This is a genomic window from Yoonia sp. R2331 (assembly GCF_041103235.1).
Taxonomy (GTDB): Bacteria; Pseudomonadota; Alphaproteobacteria; order Rhodobacterales; family Rhodobacteraceae; genus CANMYO01.
In genome coordinates this window covers 2,072,858-2,095,517 of the sequence record NZ_JBGCUN010000001.1, presented here as the reverse complement: position 1 = coordinate 2,095,517, position 22,660 = coordinate 2,072,858, and the positions used below count along the sequence as shown (strand labels likewise).

The following is a 22,660-nucleotide window of genomic DNA, read 5'->3' as shown; positions in this document are numbered from 1 at the left end:
CCGTGGTCGATAGAGCGATGTTTAGACGGTAGGGGCCAGTGGCTCTTATCGAGTGTGAGCCGTTTATGGCATCTACGAAACAGCGAGAGTGCCTTCTGTCTGACGTTTGAAATTTATTCAGAAACGCGATTTCGTACCGGGGACCATGAGCAAGCTCAAATGCGGCTGGTGTTAAATTCGATGGTACTATGATCTTGTTTGTCAAACAGCTCTGGTGAACAGCGTCCGAAACATTGCGGGGCAACAAAGCCATTGCGCTTGAGAATGTGATTTGAGGAGTACCACGGTGAGCACGGTTCCCACGTCTTGGCTCATTTCAATTCTTGCGGTCTTCATCGCAGCAGCGGTTGTGAGCCGACCGCGACTACCCGTTGCAGCGCGCCTTCTGTTTGGCCTAGCACTTAGCCTCGTTGCAGTGGTCACCGTCTTTGTGGGTTTACGATCCGTATATGGGATCGAAGCGCTGAGCCCAATACAGCCTCATATTGCGATACTGATCGCCCCAACGCTATGGCTTGGCTTTCAATCACTTGCATCTACAACCGGGTCTCCGACTGGACAGAACCTTGTGATAACAGCCTTTGGTCTGATCGCAGGGCAGCTTGCGCTCTTGTTACAAACGGCATGGTCCGCTGATTTGGTCGTGATCGGCACCAACGCCATCTGTGCCATTTTGCTGGCAAGGATGCTGTTCCAATCGCCGGAAGTGTTTGTTCAGGTTGCACCAAACAAATATCGCATGACCAGAGTTGCGCTGCTCTTTGCGCTCCTCTTCATCGCCCTGATCGTTGCGGCCGATTTGATCTTTGTTGCGGTGCTTTCTGCAGGCAATACAGGGATTATCCAGCTCCTGACGGGCGTATCTGGCGTCGTTGTTACGGTCATCCTGCTAAGCGCCCTTATTGGTGTGCCACTGGTCCTCGGGGGCCAGACACGGCAGGCTTCATGCGATCCTGCGGCCGACACACCTCTGGAAGAGGATCAGGACCTGTTGCGCAAGCTTGATCAACTGATGGCAGAACAGCAAATGTTTACGGACCCTGACCTGACGCTCGCGCGGCTGGGGCGGCGGATTCACTGCCCAGCCCGGAGCGTTTCAAAAGCGGTTAATCGCATTCACGGAGAGAATATATCGCGTTATATCAATGGCTTTCGCGTGCGCCATGCCGCGATGCTGTTAACAACCACTGATCTGCCTGTGACCGACATTATGTTAGAAGCCGGCTTCCAGAGCAAATCCAGTTTCAACACAGAGTTTCGACGCCTGACCGGCCAAACTCCGTCTGACTATAAACGCCAGGAAAGTGGCAACTACCACGTTCGCAATCGCGATTTCAAACGTTCGGAAACGTAAATTCGGGCGCAGATATTCTGCTTTTCACCTTTCTAGGTTCCAGAGCCCACATGCGTGGGACAGCAACCGTGAAAGGAAATGTCATGAAACCAAAAATGCTCAAAGATCATCTGACGACCATTGGGTTGGCGGCCAGCGTGGTATTGGCCACCGTCGCAGTAACCGATGTTGCAAAGGCTGAAACGGCCATCGTTGCGGGACGGGACATCGCCGTCATCAGTATCCCGAACCCCAAGAAAGGGAACCTTCTGATGTTGCGCGGGTTTGCCGGTCAAGGCACCGCAGCGTTTCGCATCAACGGCGCCTGTCACACGATGCCTGTCCGCATTGTCGCTGGCGACTTCGCTGGCGAAGATGTCGATGTGGGGCGCGCAGGACCGATCCGAATTGTTGTCACAAACCCGGAAGTGATGGGCGACCTGCTCGCAGGGCAGGATTTGGTCAGCGACATGGTGCGCGTTTCATCCGATGCCACAGATCACGCGGCAGACTTGTACCTGGCGCAGGGCCTATCGCCAGACACAAGCTTTGTCATCAACCCGGGCCGCAGCCTGTTTGCCGATGTCCTTGGTGCGCACAAAACAGACGTGGAATGCGACAGCCTGCCAACAACGCTTCCTTAGGCCGAGAAATTCGTGTGCAGCTGATGCGCAGGGCGGAATACGACCTGTTCGGTTCTGGTGTTTCACCTTGCCCGTATCTCGGCACCAATCAAAAAAATGGACTGATCCAATGGATTCCGAAACGACTAACCCGAAACGACCCACGACTTATCAATTGATTCCCCTGCTGCGATCGGAGGGCCTCGCGATTGGGCTTGCTTCCATCGTTGCCTATGCCAGTTTGGGACAAAGCTGGACGCTATTCGCGATCTTTTTCCTTGCGCCTGACCTGGCGATGGTCGGTTACGCTTTCGGCAATCGCGTCGGCGCGATTACCTATAATGCGATGCACAGTTACATCGGCCCCGCCGCGGTCGGGACGATCAGCGGGCTCGTTGGCTGGTCAGAGGTGATCGCGCTGGTAACGATCTGGATCGCCCATATCGGCCTTGACCGTGCGTTCGGATATGGCCTCAAACACAGATCGGGCTTCAGGACAACGCACCTCGCGTTGCCGGTGCTGCAATGAATACCATCGCTGAAGCACTGGGTCATGTGTTCAAAGGTTCGCCTTCGGGTGTTCCGAACGTGCCCCTCACGTCCATTCCGCCCTGTTCGATGGACCGCCGGTCATTTATTGGGGCGCTCTGCGCGACAGGCTTGGCCATGACCTCCGGCCCCGGTGCGGCAAGCCCGAACGATTACCGCCGATCCGTCACAATAGTTGCCGACATCTTCGAACGGAACTTCTTCGACCCCGCATGGGTGACATCGCGCCAAGCGCAGGCGTTGTTCGCTGAGCTGATGGAAATAGCCGAAGCCATACAAGGCCCCGAAGACCTTTGCCGCGATTTCGCACGCATATTCAGCCGCATTGGCCTGTCTCATGTCGCTTTGTCTGTCCAACGCCGCAAAGCAGCAGAGATGGGCCGACATTTCGATGCCATGCAAGTCGGTCCCGAGGCCGTAGCCTTGGCATGGGACCATGGGATTGCCTGCCTTTCTGTCCGAACCTTCATGGGCCAGGACACCGGCCCGCGCATCACCGCAGCGTTCGAGGACATTGTGGCAGCGGATGCGAGGGGCCTGATCATTGATCTGCGTGATAACCCCGGCGGGGCATTTGCAATGCGCCACCTCGTTGGCCACTGCATCGCAGATGGTGTCGATGCCGGTGTTCTATTGGGGCGGGGGTGGCCTCGGGAAGGTACCTTGATGCCAGAACGCCCAGAGATCGATGCGCTAGAGCCCTGGCACGGAACAACTGTCGTTGGTCTCTGGAACCACCTTGCGTCCCATGCCGTCACACGCGTCCATTTCTTGCCCATGCGGCCGATGTATCAGGGTCCAATCGCGTTCTTAATCAATGGTCAAACACAAAGCGCCTCTGAACTCGTCGCCGAGGTTCTGCGAACCGCGCGCGGTGCCGCGCTGATCGGTGAGACCAGTGCAGGCGCTCTGCTGATTCAACAACCCTTCGATGTCGGAGATCATTTTACCCTGTCCTTGCCCATAGCCGACTATGTAAGCCATGGCAGCGGTCGGATTGAAGGCGCGGGTTTAGTGCCGGACCTAAACGCGACTGACCAAGACGCCCAATCCGTAGCCTTGTCCTTCCTTTCCGAGATGCGGAAATTTGAGGGGAAGTTATGAAACATGTGGCGCATAAGCGATGGGTGAAATGGGTGATTGGTCTGCTCGCCTCTGTCATGCTCGCTGTGTGGATGATGATGGTCCCCCATCCTGCGGCACCCACAGCACCGGTTGATCGCGATGACCTCAAACCGTGGCTCGACAGCATCGTATCAGCGCAAGCCGCCACTGCGATATCGTTCGCAGTTATTCAGAACGGCGAAGTTGTATGGGAAGTGGCGTCAGGAACAGCAGATCCATTCAAGGATCAAAAGGCGAGGCCGCAGACACGATATCACATTTGGTCTGTTACCAAACTCGCGACAGCGCTGACGATCTTGACGCTGGCCGAGGATCAGGAACTTGATCTCGACCAGCCGGTTGCGGAAATTCTGCCCTGGCTGGATTTGGACGAAGCCGCGGAAAACCGCATAACAACCCGTGATCTTTTGCGCCACACTTCGGGTCTTCAAGACACAGTGCCGGCGGTGTTTGGGTGGCTGCAGTATGACGAGTATCTGCCAAGCCAAACGGAGTTTCTGCGCCAAAATTTGCCTGCCTATCGCGATCTTGGATTCCAACCCGGTTCCGACCGCAGCTACAGCAACCTTGGATACATGCTGCTCGGCGCGATTATCGAGGCCCGGACCGGGCAGGCCTATGAAGACCCGGTATTGCAGCGCGTGTTGCAACCCGCAGGAATGGCGTCCAGCAGCTTTGTCTTTAGCGCACCGCAACCCGCAAACGAAGCGCTCGGGTCGCACCCATTGGTGCATGTCTTCACACCGGTGCTTCCCTTTTTCGCCGATCTCAACGATCTGGTCAGGAAAAGGGACGGTCGGATTTGGTGGCTGAACCGCGTCTACATCAAAGCGACCCCGCCAACAGGTCTGATTGCATCCGCACGAGACGCCGCCCGTTTGGGTGCCGTCACAATGGCAAAAGGCCCGGTTCTCCAAAGTGACGACACTGTGCAGCTGATGGTTGCACCGGATCCACAGGATTTTTCCCTAGGTTGGTTCGAACGTGATGCGGCGGCACAATGGTTGCAACATCGCGGCGGCGGTCCGGGTTTTGCGGCCGTAGTGAGGGTCTATCCGACACAAGATCTTTCCATTGCCGTTCTCGCAAGCGGAACTGACGCTCCGGTTGTCGACATCGCAGATGTCGTCGCGCGTTCTTTGGGTCGTGAATAGTGATGCCAGGTTCTGCTGCAAAGCGAATGCTTGCCGCATCGCACATTTGTGGCGGTCTGCCCGCGCCAGCAATGTGCCACCTCCGCGCCTGCGTGCCGTGCCTGCCCATGACAGGTCGTTTCAAAGCCTCATGCGGAAAATCGTTTAGAATTTGAGATATGATCGTGTCGTTTTCTAAAGAAACGCCAAGAAACTCTTGATTGCGATCTTAATCAGTCTTCCCGGTTTGCTCGCACTTGTGACGCGTGTCACGCCTCCGACGTCCCGGCGAGCACCTGCGCCTGTGGACTGCCACCGACGCGCCCGTCAGTAACATCTTTTAGGTGATTTTATCCCTAGAAAATCGAGGCTGAAAAATCTTCCACGGCCATTCGTCATGCGATTCCAATGCTTCGCTGTACTTCTGAAAATATCAGCGTAAATCGCTCATCTGGGCGATGAAGAACCTCGTTGGGTGGTCACTTACGTCTGCGCGGCCTACGATCACATCGGACCCCGACCGGCGTAATGCCGTCCTTTCTGACGATGATTGTCCACTTTTCGGATACCCGAACCCGGCTGCCTTTCTGACGTTGTTCGCGCTTGACGTTTACCGTGAAGCTTACGTGCAACCTGTCACCTTTTGCCTCGGTTGGCGTCTGATTGATGCATGTAGAGATCACCGCCTTGAGCATTGTCCGGGTAGAGACAAGTGCGGGCGTCAGACCTGTGCATCAGATGTGGAATCGAGGCCAGTCAACTTGTCCCAAAGCGTATTGGCAACGATGCCGGAAACAACATCTTTGCGCCGAATGGCATGAAGAACAGTATGACGTGGTGGGAAGCTGTTCACCGATAACGGGACAAGCCTGCCTGTCTTTCTCTCGTCAACCGTCAGATGGTCAGGCAGGCCGCCCCATCCCAAACCAGACAGAATGACCTCCTTCTTGGATGCGAAATCCGAGACGGTCCATTTATTGCCACCTGCCAACAGGTCGCGACTCTGGTCAAATTGTTGTCCACCTGTACCGGCAACCACGACCTGCACCCGGCCTTGCAAGGAAGCAGGCGTCATTGCTTGGGTTCCAAGCTCGGCAGCAAAATCAGGCGTAGCGAGTGGTCGAATTGTGACTTCGGCCACGGGATGCGTATCCACTTTGTCGAGCGCGACATCCGCCAAGCTGGCGATCGCAATGTCTGCTTGTCCTTCCATCAGTCGGGCAACCGGGCCCCCCATGCTCTCGGTGGCAAGCCGTATATGAGTTGCCGGGTAAACTTGACCAATGTCCTTCAGCGCGGCCAGAATTGGATGTAGTGGCAGCGTACTACTGACCGCCAAGCGCAGCTCTGCTTCTTCATGGGCACTCAACCGACCTGCCGTCCTTTTGAGTTCGCGCATCTGCTGTAGAACCCGCAATGCTTGACGATAATAGACATCGCCCTCTGGTGTCAGCGATGGCCGATATGCGGCGCGGCTAAACATCTGAATATCAAGTTCTTCTTCCAAGAGCCGGATAGCATTGCTGATGGCGCTTTGGGACTTGTTTAACTGCTCAGCCGCTCCGCGAAACGTCCCGGTAGAGACGATAGCGTCGAGGGCTACCAGTTGTTCAAGCTTCATTTCTCAATCCGTTTAATAGATCGTTTTATACATTTAATGATATTATCTTTCGATCAAGTTGCAACTTATCTTCGAGGTCTAACCAAACATTGGAGACTGAGATGAAACTCTACTACAAACCCGGTGCCTGCTCGCTTGCCAGCCACATCGCCTTGATCGAAGTCGGTGCAACCTTCGAGATTGAATCCGTCGACACGGACGCAGCGCGCACTGAATCGGGCGATGCCTATCTGGACATCAACCCGAAGGGCTATGTGCCAACGTTGAAATTGGATAATGATGACCTGCTCACCGAGGGGGCAGCCGTCCTTCAGTACATTGCCGACACAAACCCAAGCGCCAATCTCGCCCCTGCTGCAGGAACGATGTCGCGCACCCGTGTACAGGAACATCTCAACTGGACCGCTGCTGAACTGCACAAGGCGTTCTCACCCCTCTTCAATTCCAGCACCACGGAGCAAGGCAAAGAAGACGCCCGTAAGGCTGTCGCCAAACGGTTCGATCTTTTGGAACCACAACTCGCGGACGGGCGCACCTGGCTCGTTGATGACACGTTCTCGGTGGCGGACGCCTATCTTTTCGTTGTCGCCAACTGGGCCAACTTCACGGAAATTGACCTCACACCGTGGCCGAGCATTGCAGCCTACATCAAGCGCGGCGTTGCACGTCCCGCATCTCAGAAGGCTATGCGCGCCGAAGGGTTGATCGAATGACACCTCAAGATCACAAACAGGTTGTGTCGTTGGTCGAACTCTACTTCGATGGCCTGCATCACGCGAACAGCGATATGTTGCGCAAGGTTTTCCACTCGAAGCTCGCCTATTTTTGCGCGACCGACGGGGATGAGCTCTGCCTCGATCTAGAGACTTATATGTCCCGTGTTGATGGGCGTACGCCACCCTCTGAGCGTGGTGATCCCCGTGATGAGGCCATTCTTGAAATTGCATTTGGGTCAGAGCGCATCGCACGCGTCACGGCCCGAATGAGTATGATGGGTCGTGACTACCTCGACTTTCTTACTCTTGTCCGCGAGGGCAGCGAATGGCGAATTGTGACGAAAGTCTTCACCTACATCCCACGAAAGGAATGACCGATGCCTTATGTCAACATCAAGGTGACTCAAGAGGGCGGGCCGAACGGAAATGGTCCAAGCGACGGTGAAAAGGCGCAGCTGATTTCCGGCGTGACCAAGCTTTTGTCTGATGTTCTGGGAAAGAACCCGGCAACCACGGTCGTGGTCATTGACGAGGTCAAGCTGGAAAGCTGGGGGATCGGCGGTCTGCCGGTTACAGAATACAGGAAACAGGCGCTTTGAAGACCGGCTGACTGAAAGGTTGGGTATCGCCCGTCCGGTCACTCAGGCCGTTGCAGCTGGCGGCGCGTTTCGCGCGCCGCCAAATCGCTGGTTGCTATCTGCCTGCGGGTCGTTGCGTTTCACGTATCGCGCGCTCGAATTCGGCGCGGTCAGATTGGACTGCGTCATAGGTGTCCCGCATTGGTTCACCCGCGTCGTTATATGTGCCCCCCCAAAGAACCAACTCCGCGAGTAGCGGTGCAAGTGCCCGGCCTTTTGGCGTAAGCTCATAGATAGAGCTTCGCCAATTGGCGGGGTTCTTGTGCTTTTCAACGATCCCCTTTTCCTCGAGATGCTTCATTCTCTGCGCAAGAATGTTCGTGGAAATGCCCTCCCACCCCTCAAGTAACTCAGCGTAGGTCTTTGCACCTTTGATCGCGATGTCACGGATAATGAGCAATGACCATCGATCCCCGAACACGCTGAGGGCGTAGTCGATCGGACATCCGGACAGGGGGCGCTTTGGTTTGGTACTCATGTCGTTCGTTTAACTTTTCAACTTGCGTTTTGCAATTACATATCGGACAAAGCTATCAACTTGCAAAATGCAAGTTGATAGGAGTCGCAAATGACAACACACAATCCAAACGGCACATCACGGCTCACACGTCGTGAGATGCTGATCGCAACCACCGGTGCGGCGCTCGCACCGAAACTCATTCACGCAAAGGAAAACCCAGTGACACCACAAGCCTTCGTTTACACAGAAGTCGCCATTTCAGTGCCCTTCGACGACGCCCCATGGCCAAGCATCAATGAAGACATCAAGAAACAGCCTGGATTCTTGAACAAAACCTGGCTTCACGGTCACGGAACCGGCTCGCTCGGTGGTTTTTATGGTTTCGATAGCCAAGAGAATGCCACCAAGTTCGTGACCGAATACTTCCCAACAGAGCCGCGCACCTTTGGCGTAGCCCACAACACCCGCGTGTTTGATGCACAAGTTGTGAAAGAGGCCAGCGAGGATCTTGGGGCTGTACACTATGGCGCAACCCCAGAACGCACGCCGGGTGCATTTGTCTACACTGAATTGCAACTCTCGCAGCCCTTTGAAAGCTTTGACTGGCGCACGCGCAATGAAAGGCTGAAACAGGTGCCAGGCCTCCAAAACAAGGTTTGGCTCAGCGGCGCGTCTACCCATACGCTTGGTGGCTTTGATGCATTCGATACAATGGATCAAGCGCTCGACTTCGCGATCAACCAGTTCCCGAGCGTCGCGGCAAGCATGGGAGCCGCCCCTTACACACGGGTGTTTGATGCCGCAACAACGGCAACGGCGAGCCGTCAGATGCAATCACCATACTACCGGTAGGTGAACACGACGTCGCGCCCTTGTGGCAAGGGGCGCGACGAACGCTATGGGCTTTTCCCAATCTGGCGATTTGTTGGGACGCAGTTGACCGATGAGAGAGTCGCAAATTGGTCGGGTCAATCGTTTTGCGTAGATCGCTTGACCGAAAAGGCTACCGCCCACGCACGCGAACCTCGGCTTGAAGGTTGCCGACGAAGCAACAGGACGCATGTCACAAGTACCGTGCCAGTATTGATCGTTACCAACGGCCCGAAGGCAATAAGACAGTGCTGATGGTTCCAAACGACGAAGGCATCGGTGCGGGGCCAACCACGGCACCGGTCCCACCAAAAGTCACATCTGCACCGCCTAAAGCGGTTTCTTTCTCAAAGATCGACCTTGTGCCCCATCACCCTCTTTAGGCTGTCATCTTTCAAAACGAAGTGGTGTGTGAATGCGCCATAGAGGTGGAGAGCAAGCCCGCAAAGAAAGCAGGCAACTCCGAACCAGAACAGCGGCGTAAGCCACCAGCTACTCCCTGGTGTCACAAACGCCTTGGCCAGAAAAAGGGTCGGAAGAATGACGCCTGCCAGCAACATTCCCAGCGCGACACCGCGACCGGCGAGCACCTGAGCCGGGCTTGCGCCACCAAGAGGCGCAGGGTGGAAATTCACAATTCTCCAATACAGGCGGAACGCAAAAACCAGAGCCGTAAGAAGGGATATCCAGAACGTCACATTTTGCGTGAAACTAGGCTCTGCGTCCGAGAGTTCTGAGGCGCTGGCGCTTATGAGAAAAGCCGCGAGCATAGCCGCGCCTCCCCAGTGTCCAACTACGGAAACAAACCCGAAATGCAGCCCACTGTCTCTTAGCTTCATCGTTCATACCTCGCTCATTCAGAAACGTTAGCGAGGTCAGTTCATTTTCTATAGACGGAAGTATCCGCACACATCGTTCTGACAATGAGAAGGTAAAGCCAACTGATCAGGCCATGTTTGCAGCTGGATCATCAGGCAGCAGGATGAATTTGAGGAACTCCCCGACAGCTCCGTTCCGGATCTGGCCAGCGTTCTGCATCGCGTAGGTGTCGATGAAACGTTCCGAGTCCTCCAAGGTGTGGATCGTAAGAAGCTCTCTATACTGGCTTCCTTCAATAACCGAACGCGGTAGGCAACTGATGCCCACACCGGATGCAACACACCCAAGTATCCCATCCAGCGTCCCAAGCTCAAAGATGTCGTTCGGGGCCAGGCCTGACTTGCGCATCCACCTTCTGGTAAAGTCGCGATACGAGCACCCTTGTTTGAACACGATAATGGGGAGCGAACGAAGCCCGTCCGGCTCTTTCAATTCGGCTGAGGAAATCATGACCATTTCCTCAGCGAATAATGCCTGCCCCATCAATCCAGGCCGGGCGAACTTCCCCCCGACAAAGGCCACATCAATCTGATCCTGCACCAGTTTGTGAAGAAGGTCTTCCGTCGGGCCCGAAAAGATCTGAAGGCGCATGTCGGGGTGCTTCCCGCGAAACGCTGCAATGATCTTCGGCAAGCGAACTGCAAGGGTGCTCTCCATGCTGCCTATCCGGAGGAATTTAACTGAATTGCCAAAATCCGCCACCGATGCCCGAGCGCGCAATTCGGCGCGCAAAACATCAAGGGCATAGGGCAAGAAGGCCGTTCCTGCGGCCGTCAGCGCCATGCCTGATCGACTGCGATTGAACAGTTCCACCCCCAACTCTCCTTCGAGGGATTTGATCCTCGTGGTCACGTTCGATTGGACGCAATGAAGTTCCCTTGAGGCGCCAGCAACTGATCCAGTATCTGCGACTGCGGCGAAGGTGCGGAGATTCTTTAGTTCCATGTGTATTCTCATTTACGAAACGATATATTCTTATCAATTCACTTTATTAGATTGTCTGTTGCCCGTCTACTCGGCTCACCCAAGTTACACTCAGGTGAGAGATGCCGAAGCCAAGCAGTAAGAATATCCAGTCGGCGTTCAATCGGGGGACCTTTCCAGAAACTCCCGCCAACTCTCTGGCGGGCATGTGTGGAATTGCCGTGCCGGTCTTTCAGGCGGGTATGGCCGGGCTCAGTGGACCTTCTCTTGTCGCTGCCGTCAGCAAGGCCGGTGGCCTGGGACATCTGGGCGCGCTGCGCGTACTGCCCGAAACATTGAGGAGTTGGATCAGGCAGACGAGGGCGCTGACGGAAAAGCCGTTTGGAGTGAATTTAGTACCGCAGTACGGCGGGCCTGAGTTTTTCGAGGCGGGTCTAAAAGTGGTGCTCGATGAAAAGCCAAAGGTCGTTTCATTGTACTACGGGGATTTCCGTGACGTCATTCCTCGTGCAAGAGATGCGGGTATCGTCACCATCGTTCAAGTCGGGACCGTTGCCGACGCAAAAAAGGCGATTTCAGACGGCGCGGATATCATAATAGCTCAGGGCATTGAGGGCGGAGGACATCTCACACAGGGAAGGGTGGGCTTGATGGCCCTATTGCCTGCTGTTGTGGATATTGCCAAAGGCCGACCGGTGATTGCAGCCGGGGCGATAAGCGATGCCCGGGCTGTTCGCGCAGCAAGGTGTTTGGGTGCCCAAGGGGTTTGGTGTGGAACTGCATTTCTTGCTTCACAGGAATGTGACGCACACGACGCCTACAAGGAAAAAGTCGTCCATGCCGACACCGACACACCTAAGTTTTTGTCCGGTTACTCTTACGGTTGGCGATATGGCACCCCGCATCGGGCAATTGTCGGCCGTGGTGGATGGAACCTGTTCCGTTTCATGGGTGGTGGACTTCGTCAAATCGACAATGCCGCCATGGCGGACAAGCTCAGTCTCTATGCAGGTCAGGGAGTTGGACAAATCAACAGCATAAAGCCCGCCGCAGAGATCGTTTGCGAACTCGCCGCTGGCTTCGTGGATTAATGGACATTGGAGGGCGCGCTTAAGCTTTCCAACGAGAATAAAGATTGATGCTCAAGTTTGAGCAACGTGAATACCTATTGCTCGCCGCGGTATCCGAATGTGCAATCAAGCTAGTCACGAGAGCATATTGCGGAAATTCGGTGTCAGAGCACGAGAACTCGAAACCGCCATCCTTCAAACAAGTGCAATGCGACATCTGGACAGCAGCACGCTGTCGGCTTTGGAAACTGCACTGCTGCTGTCTTTAACCAAGGGGTGACAACGCGACTGACCTATCAGCGCAACCCTGTCACGCGACATGCGTGTGCGCCGACCAACGTCCAATCGGCAACCCCCACATCAGGCCCTTCACGTCCTTAACGATATGGGCTGTCCATCTCAAACGGCGGAGGCTCACCTTTCGTTCTCGTAAAATTCCGCCGGCCTCAAACCACCCACTTACCCTGCCTGTTCGCGCCCGATCTGTTGCGCGGCCGGGGCCACGGCCAGCGCCACCTTGCGGGCCAGATCGCGGCTGATCACGGCATCCATTGCCAGCCGGATGTGCGGCTTGCGGGCTGCCGCGGCGTTCAGGGTTGCGATGTCCCACTCCAGCACTTCTGAACCGGCGGGCAGGGTGGTGGTCGCCGCCGACCCCTTGCCGGTCAAGTACGCCACTTCGCCCACGAAAATGCGTTCGGCCATCGGGAAACTTGTGCCCATCTTTGTCACAATCGGAATGCCATGCACCACAAAGTAGATGCTGTTCAGGGCTGATCCTTCCCGCGACAGCACGGTTTCCTCCTCCAGCACGCGCCGCCGGGCCAGCCGCATCAACTTGCGGAAATCGCCGGGCAGCAGCGGCTGGAAATCGGGATACAAGTCCTCAAACCCGCGCGGCACCGCGAAGGTGGCATTGCGCAACATCAGCCCGATCATGCCCGTCACATTAGCCGCCGTGATAATCAGCGTGGTGTAAATCGCGCCCCACAGCGGCTCCGCTGCGACGGTGGCGTAATAGGCCAGATAGGCCATTGATCCGGCAAAAATCATCAGGCGCAGCATCATCTGATTGATGATCAGATACCCCAGCGCATGAAGCCCCCCGGCAATGATCACCAACACATCCGGTGTCAAAAAGTCCCACATCGCTACACGTCCCTCGCCGTTTGGCGTCAGAGGACCGAAAGTTGCAAGCGCTTGCAAACACTTTTGCGACATTTTCTCAGGTTTCATGCTCACGCGGCTTTGACAGCGCGCGATTGGCAATTGCGTTGCAATGCCTGCGCCCTACATAGTTGATGGAAAGACAGGTGCGGCACCTCGCCGCCCAAGCGCAAGTAAGGGAGACTGCAGTGACATCTCAAACTTTGACACTTCAATCTGAATATCAGTCCGCAGGCCGTCTGCGTCTGCGTCTGTGGTTCACGGGAATTGCGATTGCCACCGGGTTGGCACTCAGCCAGGCGATGCCCGCCTACGCGCAAGAGCGTCCCGCAACATTTGCTGATCTGGCCGAGCAGGTCAGCCCAGCGGTGGTGAACATCACCACTTCAACCACAGTCGCAGGCCGCACCGGGCCGTCCGGCATCGTGCCCGAAGGGTCCCCGTTTGAAGATTTCTTCAACGATCTGGAAAACGGCCCACGTGGCGCGCCGCGCCGGTCATCTGCGCTGGGCTCCGGCTTTGTGATCTCGGCTGACGGCTTTATCGTCACCAACAACCACGTCATCGAAGGCGCCGACGAGATCGAGATCGAGTTCTTCCCCGGCGACGGTCAACCGTCAGAGCTGCTGCCAGCGGAACTGGTCGGGACCGATCCCAATACCGATATCGCGCTTTTGAAGGTCGAATATGACACGCCGCTGCAATTCGTGGAATTTGGCGACAGCGATGCCGAAGGCGCGCGCGTAGGCGACTGGGTCATGGCCATGGGCAACCCGCTGGGGCAGGGGTTCTCTGTCTCCGCAGGCATCGTCTCGGCCCGCAACAGGGCGCTTTCCGGCACCTATGACGATTATATCCAGACGGACGCCGCAATTAACCGAGGCAACTCTGGCGGGCCGCTCTTCAACATGGACGGCGAGGTGATCGGCGTGAACACTGCGATCCTGTCGCCCAATGGCGGGTCGATCGGGATCGGCTTCTCGATGTCCTCGGCTGTGGTGACCAATGTGGTCGATCAGCTCAAGGAATTTGGCGAAACCCGTCGCGGCTGGCTGGGTGTGCGCATCCAGGATGTGACCCCGGACATGGTGGACGCCATTGATGGGCTCGACATGGCCAAAGGCGCGTTGATCACCGATGTGCCACCGGGTCCGGCAGAAGATGCCGGGATGCTCGCAGGCGACGTGATCCTGACCTTTGACGGCAACGATGTGCCTGACACCCGTGATCTGGTCCGCATGGTTGGCAACAGCCCCGTGGGCAAAGAAGTCCCCGTGGTGGTACTGCGTGACGGTGCAAACGAAGATCTGACCGTTGTGCTTGGCCGTCGCGAAACGGACGAAGCCGTGGCCTTCCCTGCCTCCGAAGAGGCACCAGAAGCGCCCGAACAGGCCGACATTCTGGGCCTGACACTGTCCGAGATCACCGAAGAGCTGACCGATCAGTTCAGTTTGTCGGTCTCCGAAGGGCTGGTGATTACATCCATCAACCCCGACAGTGAAGCGGCCTCCAAAGGTCTGCTGGAAGGTGACGTCATCACCGAAGCAGGCCAGCAGGCTGTCGCCACGGTCGAGGATTTCAACGCCCGCATCGAAGAGGCGCGCGACGCGGGCCGCAAATCGCTGCTATTGCTGGTCCGTCGCGGCGGTGACCCACGCTTTGTGGCGTTGTCACTGGAAGCGGAAAGCGAATAAGCGCAGCAAAAGCTGTACTTGGAAAAGGCGGGCCGATTGGCCCGCCTTTTTGCATATTTCCCGATTTGGACCTGCGTAAACCAATCGTTAGGGGCCTTGCCCTAGTTTTGTGCGCGGGGGCGGAAGAGCGGTGAAATATGCCAAAACAAGATCGGTCTGACGTCAGCACATCCGCAGCGCCAGCAGCGCCCATTGGTATCTCTGCCATCTCAATGTCACCAGAGTTTTTGGGGCAGGTCGCTGACGGCATGGAACAGGGTGTCCTTGTCTGGGACGCCGATGGCGCATGCGCGATGTACACCGATCGGGTCTTTGACGTGCTCGAAATGCGCCCCACCGACCTGACAATCGGCATTCACCGTACTGAGTTTCTGGCCGGTGCCGTGATGCGCGGCGAACTGGATCAAAAGGCCGTCGATGACACGCAGGAACGGTTCTCGCGCAAAACCCCGTTTCAATTCGACCGCCATTTGCGCTCTGGGCGTATCGTGTCCACGGCTGCGCGTCCGATGTCCGACGGCGGCTATGTTGTGACGTTTACCGATGTCACGCGCCAACGCCGCGAATCCGCCGATCTGGACGAAGCCAAGCGCGCCGCAGAAGAAGCGCAAGCCAAGGTGCTCGAAGCACTCGACAGCGAAAAGGCCCGCCAACAAGAGGCGGCGATGCTGGCAGAGCTGGGCGACTGGCTGCAAACCTGCAAATCGCTGGACGAACTTTTTGTTGTGCTCAAGGAATACATGCGCCAGATGCTGCCCGACAGCCGGGGCGAACTTTATGTCTATTCCAACTCGCGCGACGTCCTGGATGGGGCGGCGGCCTGGGGTGACACGGACATTCACGACCATATCAAGGCTGACGCCTGCTGGGCCCTGCGCCGGGGCCGCAACTACTCGCTCTCGTCGCAGAAAATCTCGTTCGAATGCCCGCATGTGCAGGAACAGGACACACCTTCAACCGGCGACTATATCTGCGTGCCCATCGTGGCCCATGGCGATACCGTGGGACTGCTCCATATCCAGTTCCAGGCGGTACAGGAACCCGGCAAAGGCGTGCGGCATCCCCATGAATTTGCAGCCAATTGTGGTGAGCTGATCAGCCTCGCCATCGCCAACGTCAAACTGCGGGACGAGCTTCAGGATCAGTCGACCCGCGACCCGCTGACTGGCCTCTACAACCGCCGCCACTTCCTGGAATCCATGCGTAACGCGGTCAAATTACAGGACCGGAAATCCGGCACCTTTGGTGTCATCTCCTTTGACGCAGACAAGTTCAAATCTTTCAACGACAACCACGGCCACGATGCGGGCGACATGGTGCTGCGCGCCATCGCAGACGCCATGGCAGAGGTGTTTGCAAAGGATGAAGTTCTCTGCCGCTTCGGCGGGGAAGAGTTCTTGGTTTTGCTGCCAGCGGCATCGCGCACAGATACGGTGGCGGCTGCCGAACGGCTGCGCGCGGGGGTGCAAGACCTCGCAATTCCTTACGCCGGTCGCACCTTGCCAACCGTCACAATCTCTTGCGGCGTGGCGTCCTTCCCGCATGACGGCACCCAAATTCAGGATATCCTGAAGCTCGCCGATGATGCGCTCTATCTGGCCAAGGATCAGGGCCGCAACTGCGTGGTCGACACATCCAAATTGAAGGTGGACCGGATCAAGGCGGTTTAGGGTCAGGACCCTAGCCGCGCGGCACCGCCACAATCCCCAAATCACGCGCCACAGCCACGGCCAGCAGCGGGCTATCGACGCCCATCGCCTTCTGGAACGCCTGCAAAGCCGCAGATGTGTCGCTGTCCATCAGCCCGGTCACCGCGCCATCATAGGCGCGGCGCACGATCAAGGCGCGCTGCAACGTGGCGACAAAGTCGCGGGTATAGACCTGCGGGCAGACCGTCTCAAACTGCGCGCCTTGCCCCACCTCGACCGTGCGCGGTCCAGTGATATTGCGGAAAATGGCCGGGGTGATCACAACGCCGTTGCGGTCTTTCACCGCCGGCTGCACCTCGACCAGTTCTGTGACGATCTGGGTCTCCGTCTGACCTGCGGCGCGTGCAAAACAGCGCCCATCGGCCCGCGTTTCGATCTCTCCCAGATCAATGACCAGACTGCCCGAGACCGGGGTTTCCGGCCCCGTTGCCGGGGCAGGGGCACAGCCCGCGACGGCCAAACCGGCCAAAATGACAATCCGTTTCACATTCATTGCGGCATGGGTAACGCAAACCTGTCTTGCGACACAACAATTCTCGCTGGCGGGACGGCGCATCCTCGCCTAGAAATGGCAAAACTTGACCCGAAAGGACCTGCAGGCATGGCAAAAATCACCTACGTAGAATTTGGCGGCACCGAACATGTGGTCGATGTGGCCAATGGGCTGACCGTGATGGAGGGCGCCCGCGATAACGGCATTCCGGGGATCGAGGCCGACTGCGGCGGCGCCTGCGCCTGTTCCACCTGCCACGTCTACGTGGATCCAACCTGGGTGGAAAAACTGCCCGCCAAAGACGCGATGGAGGAAGACATGCTCGACTTCGCGTTCGAACCCGATGCAACTCGTTCGCGCCTGACCTGCCAGCTCAAGGTCACCGACGCGCTGGACGGCCTGCGGGTGCAAATGCCGGAAAAGCAAATCTGATGTGGCGCTTGGCGGCGACCTTGCTGGCACTGGCCACGCCTGTCGCCGCTGACACCATCCTGTCGGCCGAATTTACCGCGCCGACAACCCGCTATGCCCACGGCATCCTTGGCGATGCGGTCGAATGGGGCACCCTGCGGATCGAGGTGGGCGCCACCGTCGGGCAAGAGGGCAGCCTCTTTAACGGCAAGCGCAGCCTGACCTATGAAATCAACCTGCCCGAAGACCGCGTGTTCGAAGATCTGGAACCGCGCCTGTGGGACATCACCGGCGATGGCGCCCCCGAAGTTGTGGTGATCCTCAGCCATGTTGACCTTGGTGCCGCACTTGTGGTCATGGGCCTGAACGCGGACAACCGACCTGTCGAAATCGCCGCGACCCCGCATATCGGACGCACCAACCGCTGGCTTGCACCATTTGCTGCCGCTGATCTGGATGGCGACGGCGATATAGAGATCGCCTATATCGACCGCCCGCATCTGGCCAAGACGCTGCGCATCTGGCGCTACGCCGATGGAGATTTCCGCGAAATTGCCAACATCGAGGGTCTGACCAATCACAAGATCGGTCAGGACTTCATCCAGGGCGGTCTCCGGGACTGTGGTGATGGCCCGCGCCTGATCACCGCCAATGCCAATTGGACGCAGATCATGGAAACCACGCTGACCAAAAGCCAGATCACCAGCCAGCCCATTGCCCCCTTCACCGGCCCGCCGTCCCTCGCTGCCGCCCTGACCTGTCCCTAGCTTCTTCTGGCCAAAAATATCCTCGCGCGGCAGCGCGAAACCGCGTCTTTTGCACACCGCCCGCCTCAAAGGGGTAGGGCGGGGTTTACCCCGCCGCCACCAGCGCCATCAGCACCGCAATCTCGACCACTTGCTGCGTGGCGCCCAGCACATCACCTGTTTGCCCGCCGATCTTGGCCCGCGCCAGCGCCATGCTGCCCCAGACCGCCAAGGCCGCGATGGCAGCCAACAGCACAAAACTCCACCCGGTCAGGCCAAAGCCCACCAATGCCGCCACGCCAACCGCCACCCGCGCGGCCTGCGGCGATGGCCGCCCCACCGCATGGCTTAGCCCAGTGCGGCGCGCCAACGGCAGCGCCGTCATCACCCAGACCATCGCCGCCCGGCTGGCGACCGCAGGGACCAGCACCGCCACCCAGACCACACCCGCATTCAACAGCACCGTCAAAGCCACCCATCGCAACCCGATCCCGATCACCAGCGCGATGACGCCATAAGCTCCGATCCGACTGTCCTTCATGATCTCCAACCGGCGCGCGGGGTCCCAGCCGCCCCAGAACCCGTCTGCGCAATCGGCCAGCCCGTCTTCATGCATGGCCCCCGTGACCATCACCGTCGCCAGCAACACCAGCCCCGCGACCAAGCCGCCGGGCAAGCCCAGCCAGCCGCCCACAACCGCCACACCGCCTGCGATCAGCCCCACAACCACACCGGCCAGCGGATAGGCCCAGGCCGATGCCGCACCGCGCGCCGCCGCCCGCGCGCCGTCCACCGGCACCGGCAGCCGGGTCAGCAAGCCCAGTGCGGCTGCGACATCATGGCCTTGCATGCGTGACGTGTCGGAATTCGCCATAACCCTGCCTGATCCGTGCTTTTCATCCTGCCCTGCATCGTTAGACATGTGCCAACAGATGATCAACGAGGACCTGATGACCGCGCCTTTTTCCACACTTGCCGCTTTCCGTGACACGCTTGCCGACGCTCCGGGTCCCGATGCCGCCGCGACAGCAGGGGCTGCGGCCCGCAACGGCCAATTGACCAAACCCCCCGGCGCGCTGGGGCGGCTGGAAGACCTCGCCATCTGGTACGCTGGCTGGCGGGGCACGGACCGGCCCGCCATGACGGCCCCGCAGGTCATCATCTTCGCGGGTAACCACGGTGTCTGCGCGCAAGGCGTCTCGGCCTTCCCGTCAGAGGTGACGGCACAAATGGTCGCCAATTTCGAACACGGCGGGGCGGCCATCAACCAATTGTCCAAGGCCTTCGGCGCACGCATTGATGTCCATGCGCTCGACCTCGACACCCCCACGGCTGATTTCACCCAAAGCCCCGCCATGACAGAGGCAGAGGTTGTGGCGGCCCTCTCTACCGGCTGGTCCGCCGTTGATCCCGCCTCTGATCTTCTGGTGGTGGGCGAGATGGGGATCGGCAACACCACCGCAGCGGCGGCCATTGGTCTGGCGCTCTTTGGGGGTGACGCTGCTGATTGGGCCGGACGCGGCACTGGCGTTGATGACGCGGGCCTTGCACGCAAGACCGAAGTCATCGCCCGGGGTGTGGCGCTGCACGATACCACCGACCCGCTTGAGGTGTTGCGCTGCCTGGGTGGCCGCGAACTGGCCGCGATGGCCGGGGCCATTGCTGCCGCGCGCCAGCACAGCATTCCTGTGATCCTTGACGGCTTCATCTGCACCGCTGCGGCCGCCACGCTGGCACAGGCGCAGTCCGGGGCGCTCGATCACACCGTGGCCGGACATTTGTCTGCCGAAGGCGCGCATCAGCGCCTGCTGGATGCACTGGGCAAGCAACCGCTTTTGAACCTTGGCCTGCGACTGGGGGAAGGGTCCGGTGCGGCACTGGCGATTGGCGTGCTCAAGGGTGCGCTGGCCTGCCATTCCGGCATGGCCACCTTTGCCGAAGCCGGCGTCGCCGACGGCTAACCGTTGCTTTGCCGGGTGCGGCCACCGGGGCCGCGCCCAACCTCTGCACCATTGCCCGCCGCATCGCGGCTTTGCACCTTTTCGGCCAGCGCCGTTTCCAGCTCTGCGTCAAACGCCTTGGCACGGGCGACATAGTCGGGGTTTTCGGACACCGGCACACCTGGCTTCCACAACGCGGCGAGGTCCGCCAGCATCTCGCGGTCCTTGTGATAGAAGGTCATCTCGGCTTCGTGCGCTTCAAACTCGCTGAGGCCAAGGTTTTCCAGCACATATCGGCCCGCGCGCAATGAGCTGTCGAACATCTCGCGCACCACATCGTCAGCCCCCGCTGCATTCAACTCATAGGCATGAACCCGGTCGCGGGCGCGGGCGACAATGTGGATATCGGGCCGCGCTTTGCGGGCATAGGCCACCAGCGCATTGGCCTGTTTCTTGCCATCCAGTGCCACCACCAGCACTTTCGCGTCCGGCAGACCTGCGGCATTCAGCAGGTCGGGGCGCGATGGGTCACCGAAAAAGCCACGCACCCCAAATTTACGCATCATCTGCACGGTGGGCAGATCATTGTCGATGACGATGGTGTCAAACCCGCTCGAGCGGACAAGGCGGTTCACAATCTGACCAAAGCGGCCAATGCCCGCGATAATCACCGTGCCGGTCTCATCCACATCGTCGTCTTGTTCTTCGTGCGCGCTGTGATCCTCCATCCGGTGGCTGAACAGGTCATAGGCGATAAACAACAACGGCGTGACCAGCATCGACATCGCGACCACCAGAAGCAGGGTCTGCCCCTGACCCGGTGTCAGCACACCTTGGGCAAGCGAAAAGGACACCAGCACAAAACCAAATTCCCCCGCCTGCGCCAGCCCCAGCGTGAACAGCCAGCGACTTTTGCCGCGCAGCTTGAAGACGACGGCCAGCGCCAACAGGATCGCCGCTTTGATCGCCATCATGCCCGCGGTGTAGCCCAGGATCAGCGCAGGCTGGTCAAACAGCAGCGCGAAATTGATGCCCGCGCCGACGGTGATGAAAAACAGCCCCAGCAGCAGCCCCTTGAAGGGTTCAAGGTCGCTCTCCAACTCATGCCGGAATTCACTGTTGGCCAGCACAACCCCGGCCAGAAACGTCCCAAGCGCGGGCGACAGGCCGACCAATTCCATCAGCACCGCGATGCTGACCACCATCAGCAGGGCAAGGGCGGTATACATCTCAGGCAGGCGCGCGTGGTGGATATAGCGGAACACCGGACGGGTCAGGTAGATGCCGGTCAAAATGATCGCCGCCACAGCACCTATGGTGACCAGCGTGACCCCCCATGCAGGCAGCCCGTCAACCAGAGAAATCGCGTGGTGGTGGTCGTCTTCGGTCAGGCGTTTCAGCGATCCATCCGGTGCGATGGTCATGCCGATGCCCGCCACCGTCAGCAGCGGCAACAGCGCCAGCATCGGGATCACCGCGATGTCCTGCGCCAACAGGACAGAGAACGTCGCACGCCCGCCGCCGGTGCGCATCAGGTTCTTTTCCGACAGGGTCTGCAACACGATGGCCGTTGACGACAGCGCAAAGATCATCCCGATGGCAATCGCGACCGTGGGCGCAAATCCCAGCAGGACGGCGGCAAAGGCAATCGCTGCGGTGGTCAAAAGCACCTGCATTCCGCCCAAGCCCAACAGCTTGCGGCGCATGTCCCACAGCGCGCGGGGTTCCAGCTCCAGCCCGATCAGGAACAGCATCACCACAACGCCAAACTCGGCAAAGTGCTGGATGTCTTGCGCCTCGCTGCCGACCAACCCAAAAAGCGGGCCAATCACGATGCCCGCCCCCAGATACCCCAACACAGATCCCAGCCCCAGCCGCGCGGCCAGCGGCACTGCGATCACCGCAGCACCCAGATAGATCGTGGCCTGAAACAGAAACGTTTCCATGTCTCAGCTATTGCCCGCCCTTGGTTAAGGCGCAATGACCGAAACGTCATCGCGGCACAAAAACACGCCCCCTGACAGGCAATGCTCGCTTTATTGCCTAAACAGGCAGCGGCGCGTCCGCCTTGACCCGCTCCATCACGATCTGGCTTTGCACCCGGCTGACGGCGGGATGCGGCAGCAACACCTGTTGCACCATCCGGTTCAACGCCGCCAGATCGCTGCAAAACACCCGTAATAGGTAATCCGCCTCTCCGGTCAGGGTCCATGCGCCGACAATCCCGGGCTGGGTCTTGGTGACGCGCAGAAAATCGCGTGCATTCTTTTCGGTATGGGTCGCCATCACGATCTGGATGAACGCCTCGACCCCCAGACCGACACGCTCGGGCACCACATCGGCCCGGTAGCCGCGGATATACCCCTCGGCCTCCAACCGCTGCTTGCGCCGCCCGGCCTGACTGGCCGACAGATGCAACCGGTCCGACAGCTCTTGCGCGGTCATCATCGCGTTGTCCTGCAGTGCGGCCAAAAGGGCCAGATCGGTGGCGTCAAGTGACATGCGTAAAACTCGCTTCAGATACGATCAACATGCGCATATTCCGCGCAAAATCAAACC

The 22,660-nt window shown here is 58.5% G+C and carries 24 protein-coding genes; 15 read left to right on the top strand and 9 right to left on the bottom strand.

Translation table 11 applies throughout. The features are described 5' to 3' along the window. Positions 1-286 precede the first annotated feature (286 nt). From AB3Y40_RS10780 to AB3Y40_RS10760, 5 genes are all read left to right on the top strand, one after another. Complete coding sequence (locus tag AB3Y40_RS10780; RefSeq protein WP_369438788.1) at positions 287-1,354, top strand: helix-turn-helix domain-containing protein; 1,068 nt, start codon at positions 287-289, stop codon at positions 1,352-1,354. Positions 1,355-1,437: 83 nt separating this feature from the next. Continuing rightward, positions 1,438-1,977 (top strand): hypothetical protein, encoded by a 540-nt coding sequence (locus tag AB3Y40_RS10775; protein WP_369438787.1) that lies wholly within the window; start codon positions 1,438-1,440, stop codon positions 1,975-1,977. A gap of 109 nt (positions 1,978-2,086) precedes the next feature. After that, positions 2,087-2,485, top strand: a complete 399-nt coding sequence (locus AB3Y40_RS10770) for a DUF4260 domain-containing protein (protein ID WP_369438786.1) — start codon at positions 2,087-2,089, stop codon at positions 2,483-2,485. Then, a complete protein-coding gene (locus tag AB3Y40_RS10765) occupies positions 2,482-3,609 on the top strand; it encodes a S41 family peptidase (protein WP_369438785.1) in 1,128 nt (375 codons plus the stop codon). Before AB3Y40_RS10770 ends, AB3Y40_RS10765 begins: the two co-directional genes overlap by 4 nt. Beyond that, positions 3,606-4,784, top strand: coding sequence for a serine hydrolase domain-containing protein (locus tag AB3Y40_RS10760; RefSeq protein WP_369438784.1), 1,179 nt, complete (start codon positions 3,606-3,608; stop codon positions 4,782-4,784). The genes AB3Y40_RS10765 and AB3Y40_RS10760 overlap by 4 nt, the downstream gene beginning before the upstream one ends. Positions 4,785-5,484: 700 nt before the next feature. Here AB3Y40_RS10760 and AB3Y40_RS10755 read toward each other — a convergent pair. Further along, complete coding sequence (locus AB3Y40_RS10755; protein ID WP_369438783.1) at positions 5,485-6,384, bottom strand: LysR family transcriptional regulator; 900 nt, start codon at positions 6,382-6,384, stop codon at positions 5,485-5,487. A gap of 101 nt (positions 6,385-6,485) precedes the next feature. On the opposite strand from AB3Y40_RS10755, the gene gstA reads away from it, so the two are divergent. The 3 genes from gstA to AB3Y40_RS10740 are packed head-to-tail and all read left to right on the top strand — an operon-like array spanning position 6,486 to position 7,699. Beyond that, positions 6,486-7,097, top strand: a complete 612-nt coding sequence (gene gstA, locus AB3Y40_RS10750; RefSeq protein ID WP_369438782.1) for a glutathione transferase GstA — start codon at positions 6,486-6,488, stop codon at positions 7,095-7,097. After that, on the top strand, positions 7,094-7,474 hold the full coding sequence (locus tag AB3Y40_RS10745) for a nuclear transport factor 2 family protein (protein ID WP_369438781.1): 381 nt from the start codon (positions 7,094-7,096) through the stop codon (positions 7,472-7,474). Before gstA ends, AB3Y40_RS10745 begins: the two co-directional genes overlap by 4 nt. Positions 7,475-7,477: 3 nt before the next feature. Beyond that, positions 7,478-7,699 (top strand): tautomerase family protein, encoded by a 222-nt coding sequence (locus AB3Y40_RS10740; RefSeq protein ID WP_369438780.1) that lies wholly within the window; start codon positions 7,478-7,480, stop codon positions 7,697-7,699. A gap of 94 nt (positions 7,700-7,793) precedes the next feature. On the opposite strand, the gene AB3Y40_RS10735 is transcribed toward AB3Y40_RS10740, so the two are convergent. Then, positions 7,794-8,216 carry a winged helix-turn-helix transcriptional regulator gene (locus tag AB3Y40_RS10735; protein WP_369438779.1) on the bottom strand — a complete coding sequence of 141 codons (423 nt, stop codon included), beginning with the start codon at positions 8,214-8,216 and terminating at the stop codon, positions 7,794-7,796. Between the two features lie 90 nt (positions 8,217-8,306). Here AB3Y40_RS10735 and AB3Y40_RS10730 point away from each other — a divergent pair, with 90 nt between their 5' ends. Beyond that, positions 8,307-9,050 carry a YdhR family protein gene (locus AB3Y40_RS10730; protein ID WP_369438778.1) on the top strand — a complete coding sequence of 248 codons (744 nt, stop codon included), beginning with the start codon at positions 8,307-8,309 and terminating at the stop codon, positions 9,048-9,050. A 365-nt stretch (positions 9,051-9,415) separates the two neighbouring features. Here AB3Y40_RS10730 and AB3Y40_RS10725 read toward each other — a convergent pair whose 3' ends face one another. Together AB3Y40_RS10725 and AB3Y40_RS10720 are read right to left on the bottom strand one after the other, a co-directional pair. Beyond that, positions 9,416-9,907, bottom strand: a complete 492-nt coding sequence (locus AB3Y40_RS10725; RefSeq protein ID WP_369438777.1) for a cytochrome b — start codon at positions 9,905-9,907, stop codon at positions 9,416-9,418. Between the two features lie 106 nt (positions 9,908-10,013). Continuing rightward, positions 10,014-10,892, bottom strand: coding sequence for a LysR family transcriptional regulator (locus AB3Y40_RS10720; RefSeq protein ID WP_369438776.1), 879 nt, complete (start codon positions 10,890-10,892; stop codon positions 10,014-10,016). Between the two features lie 101 nt (positions 10,893-10,993). On the opposite strand from AB3Y40_RS10720, the gene AB3Y40_RS10715 reads away from it, so the two are divergent. Next, entirely contained in the window at positions 10,994-11,962 is a 969-nt protein-coding gene (locus tag AB3Y40_RS10715; RefSeq protein ID WP_369438775.1) for an NAD(P)H-dependent flavin oxidoreductase, read from the top strand. A gap of 438 nt (positions 11,963-12,400) precedes the next feature. On the opposite strand, the gene AB3Y40_RS10710 is transcribed toward AB3Y40_RS10715, so the two are convergent. Continuing rightward, entirely contained in the window at positions 12,401-13,177 is a 777-nt protein-coding gene (locus AB3Y40_RS10710; protein WP_369438774.1) for a cyclic nucleotide-binding domain-containing protein, read from the bottom strand. Positions 13,178-13,242: 65 nt separating this feature from the next. Between AB3Y40_RS10710 and AB3Y40_RS10705 the strand changes: the two genes are divergently transcribed. Continuing rightward, positions 13,243-14,802 (top strand): Do family serine endopeptidase, encoded by a 1,560-nt coding sequence (locus tag AB3Y40_RS10705; RefSeq protein WP_369439640.1) that lies wholly within the window; start codon positions 13,243-13,245, stop codon positions 14,800-14,802. Positions 14,803-14,939: 137 nt separating this feature from the next. Continuing rightward, entirely contained in the window at positions 14,940-16,472 is a 1,533-nt protein-coding gene (locus AB3Y40_RS10700) for a diguanylate cyclase (RefSeq protein WP_369438773.1), read from the top strand. A gap of 10 nt (positions 16,473-16,482) precedes the next feature. Here AB3Y40_RS10700 and AB3Y40_RS10695 read toward each other — a convergent pair whose 3' ends face one another. Further along, on the bottom strand, positions 16,483-17,004 hold the full coding sequence (locus AB3Y40_RS10695) for a peptidoglycan-binding domain-containing protein (RefSeq protein ID WP_369438772.1): 522 nt from the start codon (positions 17,002-17,004) through the stop codon (positions 16,483-16,485). Positions 17,005-17,112: 108 nt separating this feature from the next. On the opposite strand from AB3Y40_RS10695, the gene AB3Y40_RS10690 reads away from it, so the two are divergent. Continuing rightward, positions 17,113-17,436, top strand: coding sequence for a 2Fe-2S iron-sulfur cluster-binding protein (locus tag AB3Y40_RS10690; protein ID WP_369438771.1), 324 nt, complete (start codon positions 17,113-17,115; stop codon positions 17,434-17,436). After that, positions 17,436-18,182, top strand: coding sequence for an FG-GAP repeat domain-containing protein (locus AB3Y40_RS10685; protein ID WP_369438770.1), 747 nt, complete (start codon positions 17,436-17,438; stop codon positions 18,180-18,182). Before AB3Y40_RS10690 ends, AB3Y40_RS10685 begins: the two co-directional genes overlap by 1 nt. An 85-nt stretch (positions 18,183-18,267) precedes the next feature. Here the strand turns inward: AB3Y40_RS10685 and AB3Y40_RS10680 are convergent, their stop codons facing one another. Beyond that, positions 18,268-19,083: an adenosylcobinamide-GDP ribazoletransferase gene (locus AB3Y40_RS10680; protein WP_369438769.1), complete on the bottom strand. Its 816-nt coding sequence runs from the start codon at positions 19,081-19,083 to the stop codon at positions 18,268-18,270. A 28-nt stretch (positions 19,084-19,111) separates the two neighbouring features. Between AB3Y40_RS10680 and cobT the strand changes: the two genes are divergently transcribed. After that, positions 19,112-20,122 carry a nicotinate-nucleotide--dimethylbenzimidazole phosphoribosyltransferase gene (gene cobT / locus AB3Y40_RS10675; RefSeq protein WP_369438768.1) on the top strand — a complete coding sequence of 337 codons (1,011 nt, stop codon included), beginning with the start codon at positions 19,112-19,114 and terminating at the stop codon, positions 20,120-20,122. Here cobT and AB3Y40_RS10670 read toward each other — a convergent pair. Next, positions 20,119-22,047, bottom strand: a complete 1,929-nt coding sequence (locus AB3Y40_RS10670; RefSeq protein WP_369438767.1) for a monovalent cation:proton antiporter-2 (CPA2) family protein — start codon at positions 22,045-22,047, stop codon at positions 20,119-20,121. The two genes, cobT and AB3Y40_RS10670, sit on opposite strands and share 4 nt — an antisense overlap. 97 nt (positions 22,048-22,144) lie before the next feature. Beyond that, the gene (locus AB3Y40_RS10665) at positions 22,145-22,603 is read right to left on the bottom strand and encodes an Lrp/AsnC family transcriptional regulator (RefSeq protein ID WP_369438766.1); all 459 of its coding nucleotides are present in this window, start codon (positions 22,601-22,603) and stop codon (positions 22,145-22,147) included. Between the last annotated feature and the right edge of the window lie 57 nt (positions 22,604-22,660).

Coding starts and splice junctions, on each gene's coding strand:
- AB3Y40_RS10775 (WP_369438787.1), top strand. CDS start 1,438: ATGAAACCAAAAATGCTCAAAGATCATCTGACGACCATTGGGTTGGCG.
- AB3Y40_RS10770 (WP_369438786.1), top strand. CDS start 2,087: ATGGATTCCGAAACGACTAACCCGAAACGACCCACGACTTATCAATTG.
- AB3Y40_RS10765 (WP_369438785.1), top strand. CDS start 2,482: ATGAATACCATCGCTGAAGCACTGGGTCATGTGTTCAAAGGTTCGCCT.
- AB3Y40_RS10760 (WP_369438784.1), top strand. CDS start 3,606: ATGAAACATGTGGCGCATAAGCGATGGGTGAAATGGGTGATTGGTCTG.
- AB3Y40_RS10755 (WP_369438783.1), bottom strand. CDS start 6,384: ATGAAGCTTGAACAACTGGTAGCCCTCGACGCTATCGTCTCTACCGGG.
- gstA (WP_369438782.1), top strand. CDS start 6,486: ATGAAACTCTACTACAAACCCGGTGCCTGCTCGCTTGCCAGCCACATC.
- AB3Y40_RS10745 (WP_369438781.1), top strand. CDS start 7,094: ATGACACCTCAAGATCACAAACAGGTTGTGTCGTTGGTCGAACTCTAC.
- AB3Y40_RS10740 (WP_369438780.1), top strand. CDS start 7,478: ATGCCTTATGTCAACATCAAGGTGACTCAAGAGGGCGGGCCGAACGGA.
- AB3Y40_RS10735 (WP_369438779.1), bottom strand. CDS start 8,216: ATGAGTACCAAACCAAAGCGCCCCCTGTCCGGATGTCCGATCGACTAC.
- AB3Y40_RS10730 (WP_369438778.1), top strand. CDS start 8,307: ATGACAACACACAATCCAAACGGCACATCACGGCTCACACGTCGTGAG.
- AB3Y40_RS10725 (WP_369438777.1), bottom strand. CDS start 9,907: ATGAAGCTAAGAGACAGTGGGCTGCATTTCGGGTTTGTTTCCGTAGTT.
- AB3Y40_RS10720 (WP_369438776.1), bottom strand. CDS start 10,892: ATGGAACTAAAGAATCTCCGCACCTTCGCCGCAGTCGCAGATACTGGA.
- AB3Y40_RS10715 (WP_369438775.1), top strand. CDS start 10,994: ATGCCGAAGCCAAGCAGTAAGAATATCCAGTCGGCGTTCAATCGGGGG.
- AB3Y40_RS10710 (WP_369438774.1), bottom strand. CDS start 13,177: ATGAAACCTGAGAAAATGTCGCAAAAGTGTTTGCAAGCGCTTGCAACT.
- AB3Y40_RS10705 (WP_369439640.1), top strand. CDS start 13,243: ATGGAAAGACAGGTGCGGCACCTCGCCGCCCAAGCGCAAGTAAGGGAG.
- AB3Y40_RS10700 (WP_369438773.1), top strand. CDS start 14,940: ATGCCAAAACAAGATCGGTCTGACGTCAGCACATCCGCAGCGCCAGCA.
- AB3Y40_RS10695 (WP_369438772.1), bottom strand. CDS start 17,004: ATGAATGTGAAACGGATTGTCATTTTGGCCGGTTTGGCCGTCGCGGGC.
- AB3Y40_RS10690 (WP_369438771.1), top strand. CDS start 17,113: ATGGCAAAAATCACCTACGTAGAATTTGGCGGCACCGAACATGTGGTC.
- AB3Y40_RS10685 (WP_369438770.1), top strand. CDS start 17,436: ATGTGGCGCTTGGCGGCGACCTTGCTGGCACTGGCCACGCCTGTCGCC.
- AB3Y40_RS10680 (WP_369438769.1), bottom strand. CDS start 19,083: ATGTCTAACGATGCAGGGCAGGATGAAAAGCACGGATCAGGCAGGGTT.
- cobT (WP_369438768.1), top strand. CDS start 19,112: ATGACCGCGCCTTTTTCCACACTTGCCGCTTTCCGTGACACGCTTGCC.
- AB3Y40_RS10670 (WP_369438767.1), bottom strand. CDS start 22,047: ATGGAAACGTTTCTGTTTCAGGCCACGATCTATCTGGGTGCTGCGGTG.
- AB3Y40_RS10665 (WP_369438766.1), bottom strand. CDS start 22,603: ATGTCACTTGACGCCACCGATCTGGCCCTTTTGGCCGCACTGCAGGAC.